12 protein-coding genes are annotated in these 20255 nt (G+C 74.1%); 5 read left to right on the top strand and 7 right to left on the bottom strand.

All coding sequences use genetic code 11. From position 1 onward, the window contains the following. Positions 1 to 7: 7 nt before the first annotated feature. Positions 8 to 664, bottom strand: coding sequence for a M23 family metallopeptidase (locus V6U77_RS05965; protein WP_334605168.1), 657 nt, complete (start codon positions 662 to 664; stop codon positions 8 to 10). Positions 665 to 833: 169 nt separating this feature from the next. Here V6U77_RS05965 and V6U77_RS05960 point away from each other — a divergent pair, with 169 nt between their 5' ends. Both V6U77_RS05960 and V6U77_RS05955 read left to right on the top strand, forming a co-directional pair. Further along, positions 834 to 3257, top strand: coding sequence for a low temperature requirement protein A (locus tag V6U77_RS05960; RefSeq protein WP_334605167.1), 2424 nt, complete (start codon positions 834 to 836; stop codon positions 3255 to 3257). Positions 3258 to 3351: 94 nt separating this feature from the next. Next, complete coding sequence (locus V6U77_RS05955) at positions 3352 to 6696, top strand: hypothetical protein (RefSeq protein WP_442934380.1); 3345 nt, start codon at positions 3352 to 3354, stop codon at positions 6694 to 6696. 72 nt (positions 6697 to 6768) lie between these two features. Here V6U77_RS05955 and V6U77_RS05950 read toward each other — a convergent pair whose 3' ends face one another. Further along, positions 6769 to 9225, bottom strand: a complete 2457-nt coding sequence (locus V6U77_RS05950; RefSeq protein WP_334605165.1) for a right-handed parallel beta-helix repeat-containing protein — start codon at positions 9223 to 9225, stop codon at positions 6769 to 6771. Positions 9226 to 9502: 277 nt separating this feature from the next. After that, positions 9503 to 10567 carry a golvesin C-terminal-like domain-containing protein gene (locus V6U77_RS05945; protein ID WP_334605164.1) on the bottom strand — a complete coding sequence of 355 codons (1065 nt, stop codon included), beginning with the start codon at positions 10565 to 10567 and terminating at the stop codon, positions 9503 to 9505. A 310-nt stretch (positions 10568 to 10877) separates the two neighbouring features. On the opposite strand from V6U77_RS05945, the gene V6U77_RS05940 reads away from it, so the two are divergent. Beyond that, positions 10878 to 11408 (top strand): hypothetical protein, encoded by a 531-nt coding sequence (locus V6U77_RS05940; RefSeq protein ID WP_334605162.1) that lies wholly within the window; start codon positions 10878 to 10880, stop codon positions 11406 to 11408. Between the two features lie 126 nt (positions 11409 to 11534). Here V6U77_RS05940 and metH read toward each other — a convergent pair whose 3' ends face one another. Then, positions 11535 to 15050 (bottom strand): methionine synthase, encoded by a 3516-nt coding sequence (metH, locus tag V6U77_RS05935; RefSeq protein ID WP_334605161.1) that lies wholly within the window; start codon positions 15048 to 15050, stop codon positions 11535 to 11537. Positions 15051 to 15311: 261 nt separating this feature from the next. Between metH and V6U77_RS05930 the strand changes: the two genes are divergently transcribed. Together V6U77_RS05930 and V6U77_RS05925 are read left to right on the top strand one after the other, a co-directional pair. Beyond that, positions 15312 to 16181: a PAC2 family protein gene (locus tag V6U77_RS05930; RefSeq protein WP_101409578.1), complete on the top strand. Its 870-nt coding sequence runs from the start codon at positions 15312 to 15314 to the stop codon at positions 16179 to 16181. 177 nt (positions 16182 to 16358) lie between these two features. After that, positions 16359 to 17150, top strand: coding sequence for a GntR family transcriptional regulator (locus V6U77_RS05925; protein ID WP_334605160.1), 792 nt, complete (start codon positions 16359 to 16361; stop codon positions 17148 to 17150). 153 nt (positions 17151 to 17303) lie between these two features. Here V6U77_RS05925 and mshC read toward each other — a convergent pair whose 3' ends face one another. The 3 genes from mshC to V6U77_RS05910 form a co-directional block, all read right to left on the bottom strand. Next, positions 17304 to 18542, bottom strand: coding sequence for a cysteine--1-D-myo-inosityl 2-amino-2-deoxy-alpha-D-glucopyranoside ligase (gene mshC, locus V6U77_RS05920; RefSeq protein WP_334605159.1), 1239 nt, complete (start codon positions 18540 to 18542; stop codon positions 17304 to 17306). Positions 18543 to 18629: 87 nt separating this feature from the next. Further along, on the bottom strand, positions 18630 to 19448 hold the full coding sequence (locus V6U77_RS05915) for an SCO1664 family protein (protein WP_334605158.1): 819 nt from the start codon (positions 19446 to 19448) through the stop codon (positions 18630 to 18632). Next, entirely contained in the window at positions 19445 to 20032 is a 588-nt protein-coding gene (locus V6U77_RS05910; RefSeq protein WP_334605157.1) for a DUF3090 domain-containing protein, read from the bottom strand. Before V6U77_RS05910 ends, V6U77_RS05915 begins: the two co-directional genes overlap by 4 nt. Positions 20033 to 20255 lie beyond the last annotated feature (223 nt).

Here is a 20255-nt window from a genome sequence, read left to right as displayed (position 1 = left end):
GCGGCGATCAGCCGCCGGCGCAGTTGTTGCTCTTGCGCCTGACCGTGTACTCGCGGTCGTCGTGGGTGATGCCCGACGGCACGCCGTCGAAGTACGCCTCGACCTTCTCCCAGCCCCGGCGCTGCTCGTAGTGCAGGTGCGGCGCACCGGAGTTGCCGGTGCTGCCCACCCGGCCGATCTGCTCGCCCTGCGCGACCCGCTGACCGACGCGCACCAGCGGCGGCTCCAGCAGGTGCAGATACTGCGTCTCCCACTTGCCGCCGTGGTCGATCTTCACCCAGTAGCCGCCGCCGCGGCCACGCGGCCCGTCCGGGTCCTCGGGCGTACGGCCGCCCAGCGACCCGTTGATCCCCGCCACCGTGACCTTCCCCGCGTAGGACGCGAGCACGGGGCGCCCCCACGCCCTGCCCTCGGTCGGGAACAGGTCGACGTCGTAGTCGTCGTGGCCGGGGTAGGTGCCCAGCTGCCACGTCTCCCCGCACGCGACGGGAAGCTGGAACAGCGGCCGTGGCCCCGCCGGCCGCACCAGCGGCACGACCACCGTGACGACGAGGACGACGACGGCGAGAAGCAGCGCGACCGCGCCGGAGATCAGCACGATCCGGATGCGGCGGCTGCGGACGCGGCGGTGGGTGCGGGGACTGGTGGGGCGGCCGGTCGTCACCGGCCCGAGCATGGCAGACGCCGCCAAGTCGCCGGCCTCCGGCACCGGCGGTCGGCGGCACCCGGGGGGGCCTTCGGCGGTACGACCGGCGGCGCCCGCCGTCGCGCGGGCGGGCTTCGGCGATCCCGCGTGGCGCCCGCCCGCCGGTTGGGACAGTGGTCGGGTGGCGATGAGCGCGTCGGGGGGCGGGCGGATCCGCGTCGGCATGTCCGGGCGGATCCAGCTCGGCCCCGGCGAGGTGACGCGCCCGGAACTGTTCCTCGACCTGCTCTTCGTCTACGCGTTCTTCAACGTCACCGAGCTGATGTCGGCGAACTTCCACCCCGTCGGGCTGCTGCAGGGGTTCCTGCTCGTCGCGCTGCTGTGGCGGTGCTGGGCGTCGTACGCCTGGCTCGGCAACACGGTGCGCTTCGACCGGGGCGTCATGCCGCTGGCCGTCTTCGCGGCGGCGGCCGGCATCTTCGTGGTCGGTGTGGCCCTGCCGTCGGCGTTCACGGACCGGCCGGGCGGCCTGTGGGGTCCCCTGGTCTTCGCCGTCGCGTTCGTCCTGGTACGCCTGGGTCCGCTGGCCCTCGCCCCCCTGGCCGGGCGGCGAACCGGTGACCGGCCCCTGTTCGCACGGCGCGCCTGGCTGCCCCTGTGTGTCACCTCGCCGCTGCTGCTGGCCACCGCGTGCCTGCCGGCGCTGCTGCCGGACCGGCCGTCGGTGCGCCTCGCACAGGTGGTGCTGTTCACCGTGGCCACCGCGGTCGACTACGCCGGCCTGGTGGCGCTCGGCTCGGCCGACTGGAAGCTCGCCTCCGTCGGCCACTGGGCGGAGCGGCACAGCCTGATCGTGCTCGTCGCCCTGGGCGAGACGATCATCTCGATCGGCACCAGCCGGGGGTTCGTGGGCGACGCGCCGGTCACCTGGTCGGTGATCGGCGGGTCGGTCCTCGGCGTCGTCGTGGTGGTCGTGCTGTGGTGGACCTACTTCGACCTGGCCCGGTTCGCCGCCGAGCGGTCGCTGCGGCGGCTGCCCGCCGGCGTCACGTCACTGGTCGGCCGCGACGCCTACGCGCTGCTGCACCTACCCATGGTCGGTGGCCTCATCCTGCTCGCCCTCGGCCTCAAGCACGCCCTGAGCGCGACGGAGGTGAGCACCGCCGAGCGCTGGGGCACGGGCAGCGCGCTCGCCCTGCACGGCGGGGCGCTGCTCTATCTGACCGGGCTGCTGGCCTTCGAGAAACGCGCCTTCGACCTGGTGGGGCGCAGCGTGACGCTCGGCATCGTGCTGCTGCTCGCCGCCGCGCCGGTGGCCCTGAACGTGTCGGCGCTGGGATCGCTGGCGATCCTCGCCGCGTGCATGGGCGTCGTCGTGCTCGCCGACCGTACCGCCTTCGGCGTCCGGCACCGGCGGCTGCACGACGCCGTCGCCGCCACGGTGCGGCAGGTGACGGTGGTCCGCCCGCACGAGCTCTTCCTCGACCTGATCGTCGTGTACGCGTTCCTGCAGATCACCGTCCTGGTCGCCCGCCAGCCGTCCCCGGCGGGGGTGGCGCAGGGCCTCGGCGTGCTGATCCTGCTGTGGTGGTCGTGGTGCCTGTACGCCTGGTTGGCAAGCGTCGTGTCCGCCGTGACCACGCCGGTACGGGCGGCGGTACTGACGGCGGCCGCACTGACCCTCGTCCTCGGTACCGCCATCCCGCAGGCCTTCAACCGCGTGCCCGGCGGGCTTCCCGGTCCGCTGATCGTGGTGACCTGCTACGTGGCGCTGCGGGTGCTGCACCTCGCCACGCTCCTGTGGGCCGCGAGGGGTGATCCGGCGCTGCGGGCCCAGGCCTACCGGGCAGCCGTGCCCGCCGTGGCGGCGTCGGCGCTCCTGGTGGGCGCCACGCTGAGCTTCCCCCCGATCGGGCGGGCCGTCCCACCCGCCGCCGCGGTCTGCTGGACGGCCGGGTTGGCGGTGGACCTGGTCGGCGGCTACCTCACCCGCGCCCGCAACTGGCGGGTCCACTCGCTCGGGTACTGGACGCAGCGGTACAACCTCATCGTGCTCATCGCCGTCGGGGAGGGGTTCATCTCCACCGGCGTCGCGCTGGCCGACACGTCGATCTCGCTGGCTGCGGTGTTCACCGTCGCGCTGATCGTCACCCTGCTCGCCGCCCTGTGGTGGACGTACGTCGGCACCGACCGCGTCCTCGACCGGCGCCTGGCCGAGCTGTCGGACGATCCGCGCGCGGCGGCTCTGGCCCGCGACGCCTACACCTACCTGCACCTGCTCGTCGTCGCCGGGCTGATCCTGCTCGCCCTCGGCCTGACGACGACGCTGGCGCAGGCGGCGCAGCGGCCGGGCGTGCCGTTGGCGTCGCTGGGCCACGCCGCCCTCCACGGCGGCGTGGTCGTCTTCCTCGTCGGCGACCAGCTGATCTGGAGACGCGCGGCGGGCCGGTTCTGCCGGCGACGGCTACTCGCACTGTTGGTGGTGGCGCTCGCCACGCCGATGACGGCCGCGTTGCCCAGCCTCGCGACGCTGGTGCTGCTGGCGGCGACCGGTGTCGCGGTCGCCACGACCACCCCGCTGCATGCCGTCGCGCCCCGCGACGGCCGGTGAACACCACCTCGCCACGTGGTCGCCGGCCGGCCCCCTGGACGCCGGGTGAAAAACGGGTCTGCGCCGCGAGGCCATCACCGACACAATGAGCGGCGTGCGGAGATCGACACGACGGCTGCTCGGCGAACTGGACGCGCTGGCCCACCGGGAGCGGACGGCGACACTGGCACGCCGGGTCCGCGAGCTGGCCGCCACGGGCGAGCTGCCGGAGGTCCTGGCGGACCTGCGCGGCGGGGCGTCGTCGTACCACCGGTTCCTGGCCCTCACCGCCGCCGACGTCGTCGGCGACCACGCGGCGGTGCGGGCGGCGCTGGGCGATCCGCACGCCACGATCCGGGCGGTCGCCGTGAAGGCGGGCCTGCGCGCGGGCTGGCTCGCCGGCGACGACCTGCGCGCACTCGTGCGCGACGCGCCGGCCGACCTGCGGCACCTGGTCTACCGGTCGCTGCGGCACCTGCGCCGGCCGGCGGCCGCCGACGACCTGGTCGACGGCGTGCTGGGGCGCTTCGGCGCCGTCGAGGCGGTCGCCCTGCTGCCCGCCTGCGGGGCGCAGACCGTCCGCCGGCTGCTGCCCGTCGTCGAACACGCGTTGCCGCGCTCAACCTGCCTGGCCCGTCGCCACGGCGACGTGACGCTCGACCACGCGGAGTCGACGCTGCCCCACCTGCGCCCCGCCGAACGGGACCGCTGGTGGACGACGCACGGCAAGAGGGTCCTGGTCGCCGGCCGGTGCCGCCCGCAGCGTGCGCTGACGCTGCTGGAACGGTACGCGCCCGCCGAGTACCTCCCCGGCGACCTCGCGGCCTACGGGCCGCTCGCCGCGTACGCGCCGCAGCGGGTGCTGGCCCTGCTGACCTCGGCCGCCCGCGCGGAGTGGGTGGCCTACGAATGGCTGCCCCGGGCGCTGCTGCGTCGGCTCGTCCGGCTGCCGCAGCCGGACCTGGTCGCACTGGGCCGACGGGTACGCGGCCGCAACAACTCACTGGACCGGCTGTTGGGGGCGCTGCCGCCGGCGCGTCGGGGCGACCTGTACGACGCCGTGTTCGCCGACGTCGACCCGGCCACCCGGATCCCCGACGCGCCGCTGATGGAGGTGCTGCCGCACGCCTGGCGGGAGCGGGAGGCCCGCCGGGTGCTCACCCTCGACGAGGTCCGCCACGACGAGGCGCAGGTGCGCTCGTGGAGCGCCCTGCTGCCCTGGCCTGCGGCGTCGGCGGCGCTCACCCCCGCCCTGCGCTCCGCCGACGCGCACGAGCGGGCCGTGGCGCACCAACTGCTCCTGGCCGCCGCGCGGCGCAGCCGCAACCCCGCGGCGGCCGCCGAGGCCCTCACCGGGCTGGACCGGCTGCGCAACGAGCAGGACCCGGTGCGGGCCGTGGCGCTGGCGGAGCTGGCGGAGCTGGTCCCGTTGCTGCGCGCGGACGCCGTCGAGGTGCTGACCCGGATCACCGTCGACGCCACGACCACCCGCGACGCGTCGACGCGCACCCTCGCCGCGCTCGGCACCCTCGCCGCCCGGGTGCTCGGTCGGCACGTCGACGAGCCGGCCCTGCTGCGGTGGGCGCTGGACACCCTCGACCGGCTCTTCGGCGGGCACCGGCTGCCGCCGCTGGCACGGTTCGACGAGACGCTGCGCCGCGGTCAGGAGGAGCTGGTCTTCGCCCGGCTGCGCGGATGGATCGAGGCCGGCATGGCCCGGGGCCGGTTCACCGCCCTGTTCGCGGTGACCGGTGCCCTCGGGCGGCGGGCCTGGCGGCTGCCCGAGCTGCAGGAGCTGCTGCGCCGGGCGACGACCCGGGGCACCGTCGCCCCCGTGGTGCGGGAGGCGGTCGAACTGTGGCTGGCCGACCCGAGGACCCGGGCGCAGCGGGTGGCGTGCGTGCTGCACTCCGACTCCTCGACGATCACCTTCCCCACGGTGTGGCGGACCGTCAGCGCCCGACGTACCGACCTGCTCGACCGGGTGCTGCACCGCCCGCCGAAGGGGGCGTTCCTCACCGCCGGCACGCGCTGGGTCCCGGGCCGGCCGGTGCACGCCGAGCGGTGGCTACCCCACCAGCAGGAGGCGTTCGTACGGCTGCAGGCACGCCTGGCCGCCGACGCCGGCACCCCGCTGCACCAGCGGGCCGACGCCGTACGGGCCGCCGCGCGGGTGCCGGATGCCGGGCGTGAGCTGGTGCTGCGCCACGTCGACTCGGCGAACGTGACCCTGGCCGAGGCGGCCCTGGAGGCGCTGCCGTGGACCGACCGGCCCGACGAGGCGCTGCCGCTGCTGCTCTCGCACGCCGACGACGAGCGGGCCAGGGTGGCCCTGTACGCGGCCGGCCGTGCCGCCCGCTTCACCCGCCCGGCCGACCTGGTGGCCCCGCTGGCCGGCGTCGCCCTGGGGCGGGGCAAGGTGACCAGCCGCAAGCAGGCGGTCCGGCTGCTCGGCCGCTTCGGCCCGCCGGAGGCGACGGCGGTGCTGGTGTCCGCGTGGCAGCAGCCCGACCAGCACCGCGACGTGCGGGCCGCGATCGTCGCCGCCGCCCGGCAGCGACTGCACGCGCCGGAGAGCTGGCCGATCCTCGAACAGGCCGTCGCCGGCGGCCGGGAGGCGTCGCTGGCCGTGCTGGCGACCCCGCCCGACGGAATCGCCGCACCGGATCGTCCCCGCTACGCCGCCCTCGTCGCCCGGGCCTGCGCGAGCCCCGACCGGGAGGCCAGCCGGCTCGCCTGGCCCCGCCTCGTGCACTGGCTGCCCTGGGCGCCCGATCTCACCGACCTCGTCACGGCGGCGCTCACCGACCTGCGCGGACGCTACGACTGGGAGTGGGTGCGCCCGATCCTGACCGCGGTGCTCAGTCACCCGGACCGCCCCGAACGGGAGGTGCCCGTCACCGCGCTGCGCGCCCTCGTGCGGGCCGACGGCGCCGACGCGGAGCCCGGTGGCCCCGCCGGGGACCGCCCCGCCCGACGGCGGATCGCCAGCGTCGTGGCCACGCTGTCCTGGGCGCGCGGACCACTGACCGACCCCGCGCCGGTCCACCAGGCGGCGCAGGAGTTGGGCCGGCACCGTGCGTACGTGGCCCAGGCGGGCATCCTGCTGACCAGTGCCCTGCCGACCAGGGACACCACGTCGGAGCAGCTCACCGCCGAGATTCTCAGGATCGCGGAGCTGGTCGCGGATCGGCCGGCGCTCGCCGTCCGGCTCGCCCACCTCCTCGGCCAACGCATCGCCTCCCCGACGACCCTCGACACCGAGGCGGTCCTCGGCGCCGCCCGGACGCTCGCGTCCCGGGGCGAGGCCACCACGGGGCTGTTCGCGGTGGCGCTGGCCGGCGGCGGGAGGGCGTACGGCTGGTCCGCGCCCTGGCGGGACCTGCTGCACCTGCTGCGCGAACACCCGGTCGCCGACGTCCGCGACGCCGCCTTCGACGTCTCGATGCAGGCGACGTGACCTCCGGCGTGCCGACCGCCGCCCCAGGCGCTCTCCGGCCACCCTGCTCCGGCGACGGTGCCCCGGGCGCGCTCAGTCGCCGGCGGCGGGGATGTCCTGCGGCAGCAGGGTCCGCAGTTGCTCCGCGGTCGGCGCCGCTACGTCCGCGAGCCGGCCGGCCTGCCGTTCGATCATGGCGTTGAACAGCTTCCGGGCGCCCCGGCCGTTGCCGAACACCGGGTCGCGGGCGGCCTCGACGAGCCGGTCCAGCAGGGCATCGGCGGTCGGCGCGGTCAGGTCGTAGCCGTGTCGCCCGGCCAGCGCGGAGATGATGGCGAGCAGTTCGTCGGGGGCGTAGTCGACGAACTCGATGGTCTTGGTGAACCGTGAGGCGAGGCCGGGGTTCGTGGCCAGGAACCGCACCATCTCCTCGGAGTAGCCGGCGACGATGACGACCGTCTCGTCGCGGTGGTCCTCCATGAGCTTCACCAGCGTGTCGATCGCCTCCAGCCCGAAGTCCGAGTTCGTGCCGAACGTGCGGGCCAGCGCGTACGCCTCGTCGACGAAGAGCACACCGCCGAGGGCCCGCTCGAAGGCCGCGGCGGTCTTCAGCGAGGTGCTGCCCAGGTACTCGCCCACCAGGTCGACGCGCGCCACCTCGACGACCTGCCCCTTGGCGAGGACACCGAGTTGCGCGAGCAGCCGCCCGTAGATCCGCGCGACGGTCGTCTTTCCCGTGCCCGGTGACCCGGCGAAGACGAGGTGCCGGCTCACCGGCGGAACCGGCAGGTTGGCCCTGCGGCGCTGCTCGCCGACGCGGATGAGCTGGACGAGCGTGCGCACGTCGCGCTTCACCGCGGCCAGACCGATCATGCCGTCCAGCTCCGCCAGCACGGCGTCGACGTCGACGTTGCGCGGGGCCGCACCGGCGGCCGGGCCCGCCTCGGCGCCGGAACGCGCCCGCTCCCCGGGAGCCGCACCGACCGCGGGCTCCGGCCGCTGCGCGGCGATCACCGAGACCTGCGCACGGTCACCACCGCGTACGGCCGCACCGGCGACGTCGACGAACTCGCACCCCTCGACCAGCACCGGGGCGTCGGTCTCCACCTGCACCCCGTCGCCGCCGCAGTCGCGCAGCGTGCTGTTGCGCAGGACCAGCCGGGACTGCTCCCGCAGCAGCACCCCGGAGCCGGTGGTCCCGGTGACCGTGCCGCCCGTGAGGTGCAGGGCGGCCCGGCCCGCCCCCGTCACGCCGACGGTGCCGCCGGAGAACACCGCGCCGGTGAGGGTGACGGAGATCGTGTCGGCCCCGACCAGCCCCACCGGCGCGTCCTGCACGTGCACGTCCGAGGCGGTGAGCCGGCCCGGCCCGCCGGCGGCGATCCCGCACCTCGTCGCGCCCCGGATGGTCGCGCCCTCGATCCGTACGTCCGCCTCGACGGTGCCGTCGAGCACGACCCCCGCCTCGCCGCCGCCGGTCGTCAGGTCCGCCAGGACCGGGTCGCCGCCCTGCACGATCACCCCGTAGCGGCCCGCGTCCTCGATCCGCACGCCGGTGTACCGGCCGGCGGCGGCCCGGACGAGCAGCGCGTCCTCCCGCGCCCCGCGCAGGACGCCGCCGCGCACCAGCGGGGCCGCCCCGTCGACCACGGCGATCGCGGGCAACCGGCTCGCCGTCACGTCGCAGTCGGAGAACGTCCCACGGGCACCGCTGACCCAGATGCCGTTGCGGCCGACGCCCTCGACGCGGCAGCGACGCACGTCGGGCTCGGCACCGCCGGAGACCTCGATGCCGCAACCCTCCAGGTCCGTCAGCTCGCACTCCTCGACCAGCCCACCGGCGGACCCGCCGAACACCAGGCCGCTGCCGCGGCCGCCGGTGACCCGGCACCGGCGCACCGTCGGCCGCGACCGTCCGCCCGCGGTGACGGCCCCGACGCGTACACCGGTGAAGTGGCAGTCCTCGACGGTGCCGCCACCGCCCTCGAAGGCGTCGAAGCCCCGGTCGGTGTCGCGGACGTGGCAGTGCCGCACGGTGGGCCGGCTGTCGCGCTTGGACAGCACGGCGTACTCGTCGAGGTCCCACAGCCGGCAGTTCTCGACCGTCCCGCCGGCATCGACGAACGCCACGCCCCGGCGCATCCCGCTGACGTCGCACATCCGCAGGTGGGCGGTGCCCCGCTCACAGAGCACCGCGTTGACGGCCTGCCCGGTGACGACGCAGGACTCGACCGTCAGGGCGGCGCGGAGTGCCGACACCGTCGCCGGCGAGTCCGCGCTCCACGTGCGCAGCGTCAGCCCCTGAAGGACGACCTGAGCGTCCTCGCAGTACACGGCGGGTGCGGCGGCGCCGTTCTCCACCACCACGGGTGGCCCGCCCGGTACGGCCGCGCGGATCGTGACCGCCTTCGCCCGTACGACGACCTGCTCGTCGTAGCGGCCCGGCTCCACCACGATCACCGCGCCGTGCGGAGCCGCCGCCACCGCGGCCCCGATCCCCCGGTAGGCGTTCGCTCTGCTCAGCGAGACCAGCAGCGTCGGTGCACCCACTTGACCCCGTCCCCCCGCCCACCCGCGCCACGGACGCGGCGAGGCACCAGGAGCATAGATCGACCCGGCCGCCCGCCCGCGACCACAGGGCCCGCTCCGGAGGAGACGGCCGCGCGGCCCGCCCGGCCCCGTCCTGAGAAGTCGTCGTCGAAGCCGGCGGCCGGGTGACACCCCCGGTCGCGAGCCGCCGCGGGCGTGGGTGCCCGCCCTCGATGGCTCGACCCACGGACGGCGGGCGGATCGGGATCGCGATCCCGATCCGCCCGCGGCGTCCCGGCTAGACCCGGGTGACCCGGACGGCGTCGGCCACCACGTAGCCGGCGGCGCTGGTCCAGCGGCTCACCGCGACCAGGTTGCGGTCGCCGGCCGCCAACGGGAAGGTGCCCAGCGAACGCCAGACCCCGCCGCTGGCGCGCTGGTCCACGCTGACCGTGCGGTTGCCTGCGGCGGTGACGACGACGTGCGGGGCCGAGGCGCTGTAGCCGGGGTCCGCCGGGTGCCGCACCTCGACCCGGTAGTCGCCGGCCGCCGGGACGTTCACCTTGAACCAGGCGGCGTCGCTGGCCGGGGTGGGGGTGGCGAAGCGGTAGTCGGCCCCGTAGCGCTGGGCGGAGTACGAGGAGGTGCCCCAGGCGGTGCTCGCCGTGAACCGCCCCGCCGTGGCGTTGTCCACGATGGTGCTGAACGTGGGCGGGTTGGGCGCGCTCAGACCGAGGTAGGTCGCGATGCCCTCCGCGTGCCCACGGGCGACGGCGGTGATGAAGTCCGCCCGCTTGAGCAGGTTCGAGTCGGCGACGCTGTCGATGAAGAGGTTCTCGGTGAGCACCGCGGGCATGGCCGCCTCGCGCAGCATGTGGAAGTTCGCCGTCTTCAGTCCCCGGTCGGTGACCCCGCCGATCGTCCGCATGGCGCCGATCACCCTCGGGTGCAGCGCGTTGTGCAGATTGACGGTGGCCGCGCTCGCCGACGGGTACCGGTAGCTCTCGAAGCCGGTGCCGCCGCCGGAGTTGATGTGCACGCTCACGAGCAGGTTGGCGCCCCACGCGTTGGCGTCGTCGGTGCGGTACGCAAGGCTGCGGGTGATGTCGCTCGTGCGGGACATGCGCACGTCGACGCCCCAGTTGGCCAGCAGGATGCTACGTAGTTGCAGGGAGATGTCGAGCGTCAGGGCCTTCTCCTGCAGCCCGTTGCCGACCGCCCCGGGGTCGGTGCCGCCGTGGCCCGGGTCGATGTAGACCTTCGGCAACGCGGCCCACGCGGGACCGGCGACGATCGGGACGGCCGCGGCGCCGGCGACGGCCGCCAGGAGGGTACGCCGCCGCAGCGTCGGGTTGTCGAACATGTGCACCTCGTCATCAGCAGAGATCGACAGTGCCCGCAATATAGTGGAACTTCGATCCTCGATGAAAGATGTCTACGGCCTTTGATCTGAATACCGAAGGTTTTCTCCTTCCCGTCACCGCCTCAGGCCAGCACCCCCTCCCGGAACGGGACGACGCCGTCACCTGGCGTTGAACTGCCGCCGCCTCATCGGCATGGCCGGCAGAGGACGTCGCTTCGGCCTCCGAGCTCCCGCAGCCCCACCATGAACCCTCGGGCACGTGTCGGGCGTGCCCACGCCGCGCGGCGGGGAAGGCCCTAGAGTGGCCGGCGTGCGGATCAAAGCCGTTGCCGTGGCCGTCACGCTGGCGTTCCTCCTGACCCACGCGGTCGGCTGTGCGCCTTCGGCCCCGCCACCGCGGCCCACGAACGCTGACCTGACAGGAACCTGGTGCGGATCCTCCGGCGACCGGATCGAGCTGCGCCAGGACGGGTCGTCACGGTTGAACTTGATTTCCGACGTCTACCTCTCGCACCTCCTTGAGGACCTACGGGACACGTGGAGCGACCAGTACATCTGGCGCACCTACTTCGACGGCCGCCGACCCGCTTCCGCCCAGGGCACGTGGCTGCTCAGTGAGTACGAGAACGACGACGACGAGGACGAGGACGACGAACGATGGGTGCGACTCGACTTCGGGGAACGCGAGGCCGCACCGACGCGCGACCATGAATCCCCGCAGCGCTACAGATTCCACGACGCGTTGCTGGTCAGCCACGACGGCAACAGCTTCGAGCTGTTGGCCTTTGACGGAATGCCGGACGAGGAATGGTCGAGTCGGTTCACCCCCTGCGTCGACTGAGCGGGGGAATCTGGCGTCGCGGTCCTTCGCCGGCGGCCCGCGCACCCTGGGGCGCCCGGAGACGGCATGATCATGGAAGCCGGGGCCGTCCCGAGCGCTCCGCCGCAGGTCAGGAGCCTGCGGTAATCACTTGGCGTTGAAGTAGCTCGCCTCCGGGTGGTGCACCACGATCGCGTCGGTCGCCTGCTCCGGCATCAGCTGGAACTCCTCCGACAACTGCACGCCGATCCGCTCCGCGCCCAGCAGCTCCACGATCTTCGCCCGGTCCTCCAGGTCCGGACAGGCCGGGTAGCCGAACGCGTACCGGCAGCCCCGGTAGTCGGTGCGCAGCAGACCCGCCAGGTCCGCCGGATCGTCGTCGGCCACCGTACGGCCGCCCGGCAGGGTCAGCTCGGCGCGGATCCGCCGGTGCCAGTACTCCGCCAGGGCCTCGGTGAGCTGCACCGACAGCCCGTGCACCTCCAGGTAGTCGCGGTACTCGTTGCGGGCGAACATCTTCGCCGTGTACTCGCTGATCGGCTGCCCCACCGTGACCAGCTGCAGCGCCACCACGTCCAGCTCGTCGCCGCGCGGGCGGAAGAAGTCGGCCAGGCAGAGCCGCCGCTCCTGCCGCTGCCGCGGGAAGGAGAACCGCGCCCGCTCCGAGTGCCCGTTCTCGTCCAGCACCACCAGGTCGTTGCCCTCGGCGTACGCGGGGAAGTAGCCGTACACCACGGCAGCCTCGAGCACCTGGTCGGCGATCAGCCGGTCCAGCCAGTAGCGCAGCCGGGGCCGGCCCTCGGTCTCCACCAGCTCCTCGTAGGACGGGCCCTGCCCGCTGCGGGCGCCCCGCAGGCCCCACTGCCCGAGGAACGTGGCCCGCTCGTCGAGCAGCGACGCGTAGTCGGCCAGCGGCACGCCCTTGACCACCCGGGTGCCCAGGAACGGCGGGGCGGGCACCTCCACGTCCGTCGCCACGTCGGAGCGGACCGACGCGTCGTCCAGCTCCGGCAACGACTCGCTGACGATCGCCCGCTGCCGCTCGCGGCGTGCCCGGCGGGCCGCCAGCGCCGCCTCCCGCTCCGCGTCGATCACCGGCGCCCCGCCGCGCTTCGCCGTCATCACCCGGTCCATCAGCGACAGCCCCTCGAAGGCGTCGCGGGCGTAGTGCACCTGGCCGGGGAACATCGACCGCAGGTCGTCCTCGACGTACGCCCGGGTCAGCGCCGCCCCGCCCAGCAGGACCGGCCAACGCTCCGCGACCCCGCGCGACGCCATCTCCGCGAGGTTCTCCTTCATGATCACCGTGCTCTTGACCAGCAGGCCCGACATGCCGATCGCGTCGGCCCGGTGCTGCTCGGCGGCCTCCAGGATCGCGTTGATCGGCTGCTTGATGCCGATGTTCACGACCTCGTAGCCGTTGTTGGACAGGATGATGTCGACCAGGTTCTTGCCGATGTCGTGCACGTCCCCGCGCACCGTGGCCAGCACGATGCGGCCCTTGCCGCCGTCCTCGGCGGTCTCCATGTGCGGCTCCAGGTACGCCACCGCGGTCTTCATCACCTCGGCGGACTGGAGCACGAACGGCAGCTGCATCTGACCCGAGCCGAACAGCTCACCGACGACCTTCATCCCGTCGAGCAGGATGTCGTTGATGATGGACAGCGGGCTGCGCCCCCGCGCCATCGCCGTGTCCAGGTCGGCCTCCAGGCCGTTGCGCTCGCCGTCGATGATGCGCCGCTTCAGCCGCTCCTCCAGCGGCAGCGCGGCCAACTCCTCCGCCCGCCCGGCCCGCGCCGAGGCGGCGTCCACGCCCTCGAAGATCTCGATGAACCTCTGCACCGGGTCGTAGCCCTCGCGCCGCCGGTCGTAGATGAGATCCAGCGCCACCTCCCGCTGCGCGTCGGGGATCTTGTTGAACGGCAGGATCTTGCTGGCGTGCACGATGGCGCTGGTCAGCCCGGCCTCGCGGCACTCGTGCAGGAAGACCGAGTTGAGCACCTGCCGGGCGGCCGGGTTGAGCCCGAAGGAGACGTTGGAGATGCCGAGGGTGAAGTTGACGCCCGGGTAACGGCGGCTGATCTCCCGGATCGCCTCGATCGTCTCGATGCCGTCGCGCCGGGTCTCCTCCTGGCCGGTGGCGATCGGGAACGTCAGCGCGTCGATCAGGATGTCCGCGCGGTCCATCCCCCACCGCCCGGTGAGGTCGTCGATCAGCCGACCAGCGACCCGCACCTTCCAGTCGGCGGTGCGCGCCTGCCCCTCCTCGTCGATGAGCAGCGCCACCACCGCGGCACCGTGCTCCCTGACGATGGGCATCACCCGGGCGTACCGGGACCCCGGACCGTCGCCGTCCTCGAAGTTGACCGAGTTGACGACGCACCGGCCGCCGAGCATCTCCAGGCCCGCCTCGACCACCGCCGGCTCGGTCGAGTCCAGCATTATCGGCAGGGTGGAGGCGGTGGCGAAGCGGCCGGCGAGTTCGCGCATGTCCCGGGTGCCGTCGCGGCCGACGTAGTCGACGCACAGGTCCAGCAGGTGCGAACCGTCGCGGGCCTGACTGCGGGCGATCTCCACGCAGGCCCGCCAGTCGCCGGCCAGCATGGCCTCCCGGAACGCCTTGGACCCGTTGGCGTTGGTCCGCTCCCCCACCATCAGCAGGGAGGCGTCCTGGGCGAACGGCACGGGGTGGTAGACCGACGAGACGCCGGCCTCGTGCCGCGGCTCGCGGGGCGCGGGGCGCGTGCCGTGCAGCCGCTCGGCCAGGACCCGGATGTGCTCGGGGGTGGTGCCGCAGCAGCCGCCGACCAGCGAGACGCCGTACTCGCTGACGAACCGCTGCATGGCGTCGGCCAGCTCCACCGGGGTCAGCGGGAAGTACGCGCCGTCGGCGGTCAGCACCGGCAGGCCCGCGTTCGGCATCACCGACAGGGGGATGCGGGAGTGTCGGGAGAGGTAGCGCAGGTGCTCGCCCATCTCGGCCGGCCCGGTCGAGCAGTTCAGGCCGATCAGGTCGACGCCCAACGGCTCGATGGCCGCCAGCGCCGCCCCGATCTCGCTGCCCACCAGCATGGTGCCGGTGGTCTCCACGGCGACGTGGCAGATGATCGGGACCGGCCGGCCGAGCCGGGCCATGGCCCGCTTCGAACCGACCACCGCCGCCTTGACCTGGAGCAGGTCCTGGCAGGTCTCCACGATCAGCGCGTCCGAACCGCCCTCGATCAGGCCCTCGGCGTTCTCCTGGTACGCGTCGCGCAGCGTCGCGTAGTCGGCGTGCCCGAGGGTGGGCAGCTTCGTGCCCGGCCCGATCGAGCCCAGCACGAAGCGGGGCCGCTGCGGGGTGGCGTACGCGTCGGCGGCCTCCCGGGCGAGGCGGGCCCCGGCCTCGGAGAGCTCGCGGATGCGGTGCTGGATGCCGTACTCGCCGAGGTTGGCGAGGTTGGCCCCGAAGGTGTTGGTCTCGACGCAGTCCGCGCCGGCCGCCAGGTACGCCTCGTGCACCCCGCGCACGACGTCGGGTCGGGTCACGTTGAGGACCTCGTTGCAGCCCTCATGGCCCTCGAAGTCGTCGAGGGTGAGGTCGGCCGCCTGCAACATCGTGCCCATGGCGCCGTCGGCGACGAGGATCCGGTCTGCCAGTACGTCGAGCAATGAGGTCCGCACGACATCAGGTTAGTGCCGCCTGCGATCCCGCCGATCCCCCGCACGTGCCTTCCCACATTGTGTCAGCGGAATCACCCCGTCCGGTTCGTCGTGGTATGCCCGTCCGTCCCGGGGCTCGACCGGCGCGGCCGACGGGCCGCATCCCGCCCCGACACGTAGGCTGACGGACGTGAAGGACTACAGCGACACCACCACGCCCGGCGGGCGGACGACCGGGTCCGGTCCCGGCGCCGCCCCCGACGAGCAGGGTGAGGTGACGGCGTGACCGAGTTCGACGGACTGCCGGTGCTGCGGTCCCCCGTGGCGATCGCCGCGTTCGAGGGCTGGAACGACGCCGCCGACGCGTCCACCGCCGCGGTCGAGCACCTGGAGCAGGTGTGGCAGGCCCGGCAGGTCACGGAACTGGACCCGGAGGACTTCTACGACTTCCAGGTCAGCCGCCCCACCATCACCATGGCCGAGGGCGAGACCCGCCGGGTGGAGTGGCCGACGACACGCTTCATGGTGGCCAGCCCGGAGGGCACCGAACGGGACGTCGTGCTGATCCGGGGCATCGAGCCGAGCATGCGCTGGCGCACCTTCTGCGAGCAGGTGCTGGAGATCTGCCACAGCCTGGAGGTCGAGCGGGTGGTCGTGCTCGGCGCGCTGCTGGCCGACGTGCCCTACACCAGGCCGCTGCCGATCAGCGGCAGCGCCTCCGACGCGGAGGCCGCCCAGCGCTACCAGCTCACCCCCACCCGCTACGACGGGCCGACGGGGATCGTCGGTGTGCTGCACGACGCCTGCAACAAGGCCGAGGTCGACGCCGTCTCGTTCTGGGTGCACGTGCCGCACTACGCCAACAACCCGCCCTGCCCGAAGGCCACCCTCGCCCTGCTGCACCGCGTCGAGGAGGTGCTCGACCTGCCGGTCCCCATGGCCGACCTGGCCGAGGAGGCCGCCGAGTGGGAGCAGCGGGTGCGCAGCGCCGCCGAGCAGGACGCCGAGCTCGGCGAGTACGTGCGCGAACTGGAGGAACGCGTCGGCGACGCGGGCATCACCCCGCTGACCGGCGACGAGATCGCCCAGGAGTTCGAGAAGTACCTGCGTCGCCGGGGCGGCTCCGCCGGCCCCACCGCCGGCTCCTGGTAACGCCCTCCCCGCTTCACCGGGCCCCGGACGCGTGTCGTCCGGGGCCCGTGTGCTTCCCGCGTCGAGGCCGCGTCCCGTCGCCGGAGCCGAAGAGTTCCTCGGCCTCGCGTGTCCGGGGTGGCGCCGTCACACCCTCTAAGGCATCCTAGGAACCTAGCTGTGATCGAGGAGGCGGGCATGCAGATCAATCCGGGGGCTGCGGAGTTCCCGCACCGACAGATCGCCGCGCAGCTCAAGAACCAGATCCGGCGCGGCGACTGGGGCCCGGGCGAGCGGCTGCCGTCCATCCCGGCCATCGCCGAGATGTTCGGCGTGGCGAAGCAGACCGTGCAGCGCGCCGTGGACCAGCTGCGGGTCGAGGGCATCCTGATCACCAAGCCCGGCTCCGGGACGTACGTGCGAGGCACCCGGCGGCGGCTCAACCGGCTCTCCCGGGGCCGCTACGGCGGCTTCCGCGGCTACCACACCGACCTGGCGGCGCGGTACCGGCAGCAGCTCGTCTCGGTCGGGCGGTCCCCCGCCCCGCCGGAGGTGGCCGACGCCTTCGGGGTCGCCGACGGCACCGACCTGCTCTGCCGCCGGCACCTCGTGCGCACCGAGGACTCGCCCGTCGAGGTGGGCGCCTCGTGGTTCCTGCCCGCCGACACCGCCGGCACCTCGCTGGAGCGCGCCGAGGCGTTCGGCCGGCCGCTCTACCAGGAGGCCGAGGAGGCCACCGGCCGGCGCTACGTCTCGGCCACCGACACGATCAGCGCCCGCCAGCCGAGCCGGGAGGAGGCCGAGATCCTCCAGATCCGCCCCGACACCCCGGTACTGCACCTGCTGCACGTCGCCTACGACGGCCACCGCAAGCCGATCGAGGTCGCCCAGGCCACCTGGCCCGGCCCGGTCACCACGCTGACCGAGGAGTACAAGATCCCCGCCCCACCCCCCGACCCGACCCCGGACCCGGACCTCGTCCTCGGCTAACCCCCTCCCCGCCCCCATCCCGTCGATCATGCACTTCTGGTGGGCGGTCACCGCCGGTTCGCACCTTTTGCGGGCACCACAACTGCATGATCGACGCGCGCGCAGGGGGTGGGCGGCGCGGGAGCGCGTGGGGTGGGGGGTGGGTGGGGTGGGTCAGAGGCGGATGCCGAGCAGGGCGTCCAGGGTGGTGGCGTAGAGGGCGGGGGCCGTCGGGTCGGCGGCGTTGCCGGCGAGGGTCGCCTCGGCCCAGGCGTCGGCCAGCGCCAGGGCACCCGGCGAGTCCAGGTCGTCGGCGAGGCGGGCGCGTACGCCGGCCAGGAACTCCTCGCCCGACGCACCGGCGGGCGCGGCGGCGGCCCGCCGCCAGCGGGCCAGCCGCTCAAGCGAGGTCGCGAGCAACTCGTCGGTCCAGGCGCGGTCGGCGCGGTAGTGCCCGGAGAGCAGGGCCAGCCGGACCGCCATCGGGTCGACCCGGTCGGCGCGCAGCCGGGAGACGAAGACCAGGTTGCCCCGGGACTTCGACATCTTCTCGCCGTCGAGGCCGATCATGCCGGCGTGCACGTAGTGGTCCGCGAAGGGCGCGACGCCGGTGAGCCGCTCGGCGTGCGCGGCGGAGCACTCGTGGTGGGGGAAGATCAGGTCGTTGCCGCCGCCCTGCACGTCGATGCGCTCGCCGAGCAGGTTGAGCGCGATGACCGTGCACTCTATGTGCCAGCCGGGACGGCCGGCGCCCAGCTCGCCGCCCGGCCAGGACGGCTCGCCCTCGCGGGCGCCCCGCCACAGCAACGGATCGAGCGGGTCGCGCTTGCCGGCCCGGTCCGGGTCGCCCCCGCGCTCGGGGAAGATCTCCAGCATCTGCTCACGGGTCAGGTTGGACTCGTAACCGAAGCGGGGGGAGGCCGCGACGTCGAAGTAGACGTCGCCGGTGCCGTCCTCCAGGCGGTACGCGGCGCCGTCCTTGAGCAGCAGGAGGACCTTGTCGGCGATGTCGGGGATGGACTCCACCGCGCCGACGTAGCGCGCCGGCGGGATGATGCGCAGCGCCTCCATGTCCTCCCGGAACAGCGCGGTCTCGCGCATCGCCAGGACCTTCCAGTCCTCGCCGTCGCGCTCGGCGCGCTCCAGCAGCGGGTCGTCGATGTCGGTGACGTTCTGCACGTAGCGCACGTCCCGGCCGGCGTCGCGCCACACCCGCTGCACCAGGTCGAACGCGATCATGGTGGCGGCGTGGCCCAGGTGGGTGGCGTCGTACGGGGTGATGCCGCAGACATACATGGTCGCGGTGCCGCTCGGGTCGCTCGGGTGGGCGCCCTGCCGCGCGGAGTCGAACAACGACAGCGGCTGGCCCCTGCCCGGCAGCCGCGGCACCTCATGTCCCGCCCAAGAGTCCATGACCGTCAGCCTAACGAGCCGACACGGCGCGGCAGGACCGGGCCGCAGTGACCAACATGACAGCGTCGCGGGACGAACGGCCGGGGCTCACATGGGGGGCCAGGGCACCGCCGGCCAGTCCTGTGACGGCTGCGGGAACAGGCCGGTGTGCCGCAGCCGGTCGACCCGGGCCGCCAGCTCCGCGACCTCGCGGAGGGTCAGGTGTTCGGCCAGCTCGGCGCCGAGCGCGCCGGGCAGTTGGCCGGCGAGCCCGTCGAGCATCTCCACGGCGTCCGCCGGCAGCCGCCGGCCGGCCCAGCCCCAGAGCACCGTGCGCAGCTTCTCCTCGACGTGGAAGCTCACCCCGTGGTCGACGCCGTAGATGCGGTCGTCCGGGCCGAGGAGCACGTGCCCGCCCTTGCGGTCCGCGTTGTTGATCACCGCGTCGAGCACCGCGAGCCGGGCCAGCCTCGGATCGTCGGCGTGCGCCAGCGCGTAGGGCGTGCCGTCGTCGTCGCGGGCCGCGGCGATCGGGAACCAGCGGGGCGGCAGCGCGTCGGCCGGCACGAACCCGACCAGCGGCTCGGCCTCCTCCGGCTCGTCGATCCAGAGCTGGCACGATCCCGGCCCGAACGGGCCGTCGCGCAGCACCGTCGGCGGCACCAGGTCCCAGCCGGTGGCCCGGGAGACCACGTAGGCCGAGACCTCCCGACCGGCCAGCGTGCCGTCGGGGAAGTCCCACAGCGGGCGCTCGCCGCGCACCGGCTTGTAGACGCAACGGGCCGTCACCCCGTCGAGGGTCAGGATGCCGCGCAGGGTGGTGTTGGAGGCGTCGACGAGCCGCCCCTCCAGGTCGAGCCGGCCGTCGCGGAGCAACCGGAGCGCGGCCTCACCGTCCTGTCGGGGCTGCAGGTCCGACGACGTCACCGGTGGTAACCGTTGTGGCGCGGGCAGAGGTGACCGGCGGGATCGAGGGGCTGGCCGCAGAGCGGGCAGGGCGGACGGCCGGCGTTGACCACCCGCCGGGCCCGCTCGATGAACTGGCGGGTCGCCTCGGGGGTCAGCCGCACCCGGAGCCGGTCGAGGTCGTCGTCCGGTTCCTCGTCGTCGTCCTCGGCGTCCTCGTCATCGTCGTCGGGTTCACCGAGGTCGACCTCGGCCTCGCCCTCCCCCACGGCGATGGCCTCGATCACCACGGTCGCGGTGTCGACGTCGAACGCCAGCCCGAGCGTGCCGACCCGGAACTCCTCGTCGACCGGTGTGTCCAGGGGTTCGTTGTCACCGACGACGGCCACCGGCTCGGGCAGCTCCACACCGAAGCGGCGCTGCGCCTCGGCGAGCAGTTCCTCGAGCTTCTCGGCCAGCAACGACATCTGGACCTTCTCCAGCGCGACGCTGACCAGCCGGCCACCGCCGCGCGCCTGCAGGAAGAACGTCCGCTCCCCCGGCGGCCCGACCGTCCCGGCGACGAACCGCTCCGGCGGCTCGAAGGCGTGCACCTGGTGGGTCATACCCACGACCCTATCCGGCGCGCCACGACGCCGCGCACCCCACCGACGCGAATCACCGCGCGCCCGCCGCGCCCGGCGCACCGCCCGCCGCACCCGGGCGTGGCGGGCGGTGGGACCTCCGCCGCGGGCCGTCGGCGCCCCGCCGGACACCGAGCCGCGCCGGGGCACCGTGGGCCCGGGCGCCGCCCGCCGGTCACCGGCCCGCTCCCGCGCCGCCACCGAC

Origin of the sequence: Micromonospora sp. CPCC 205546, assembly GCF_036902715.1 — a bacterium.
GTDB lineage: Bacteria > Actinomycetota > Actinomycetes > Mycobacteriales > Micromonosporaceae > Micromonospora.
The sequence above is the reverse complement of the archived record's forward strand: the minus strand, read 5'-3'. Positions and strand labels throughout refer to the sequence as shown.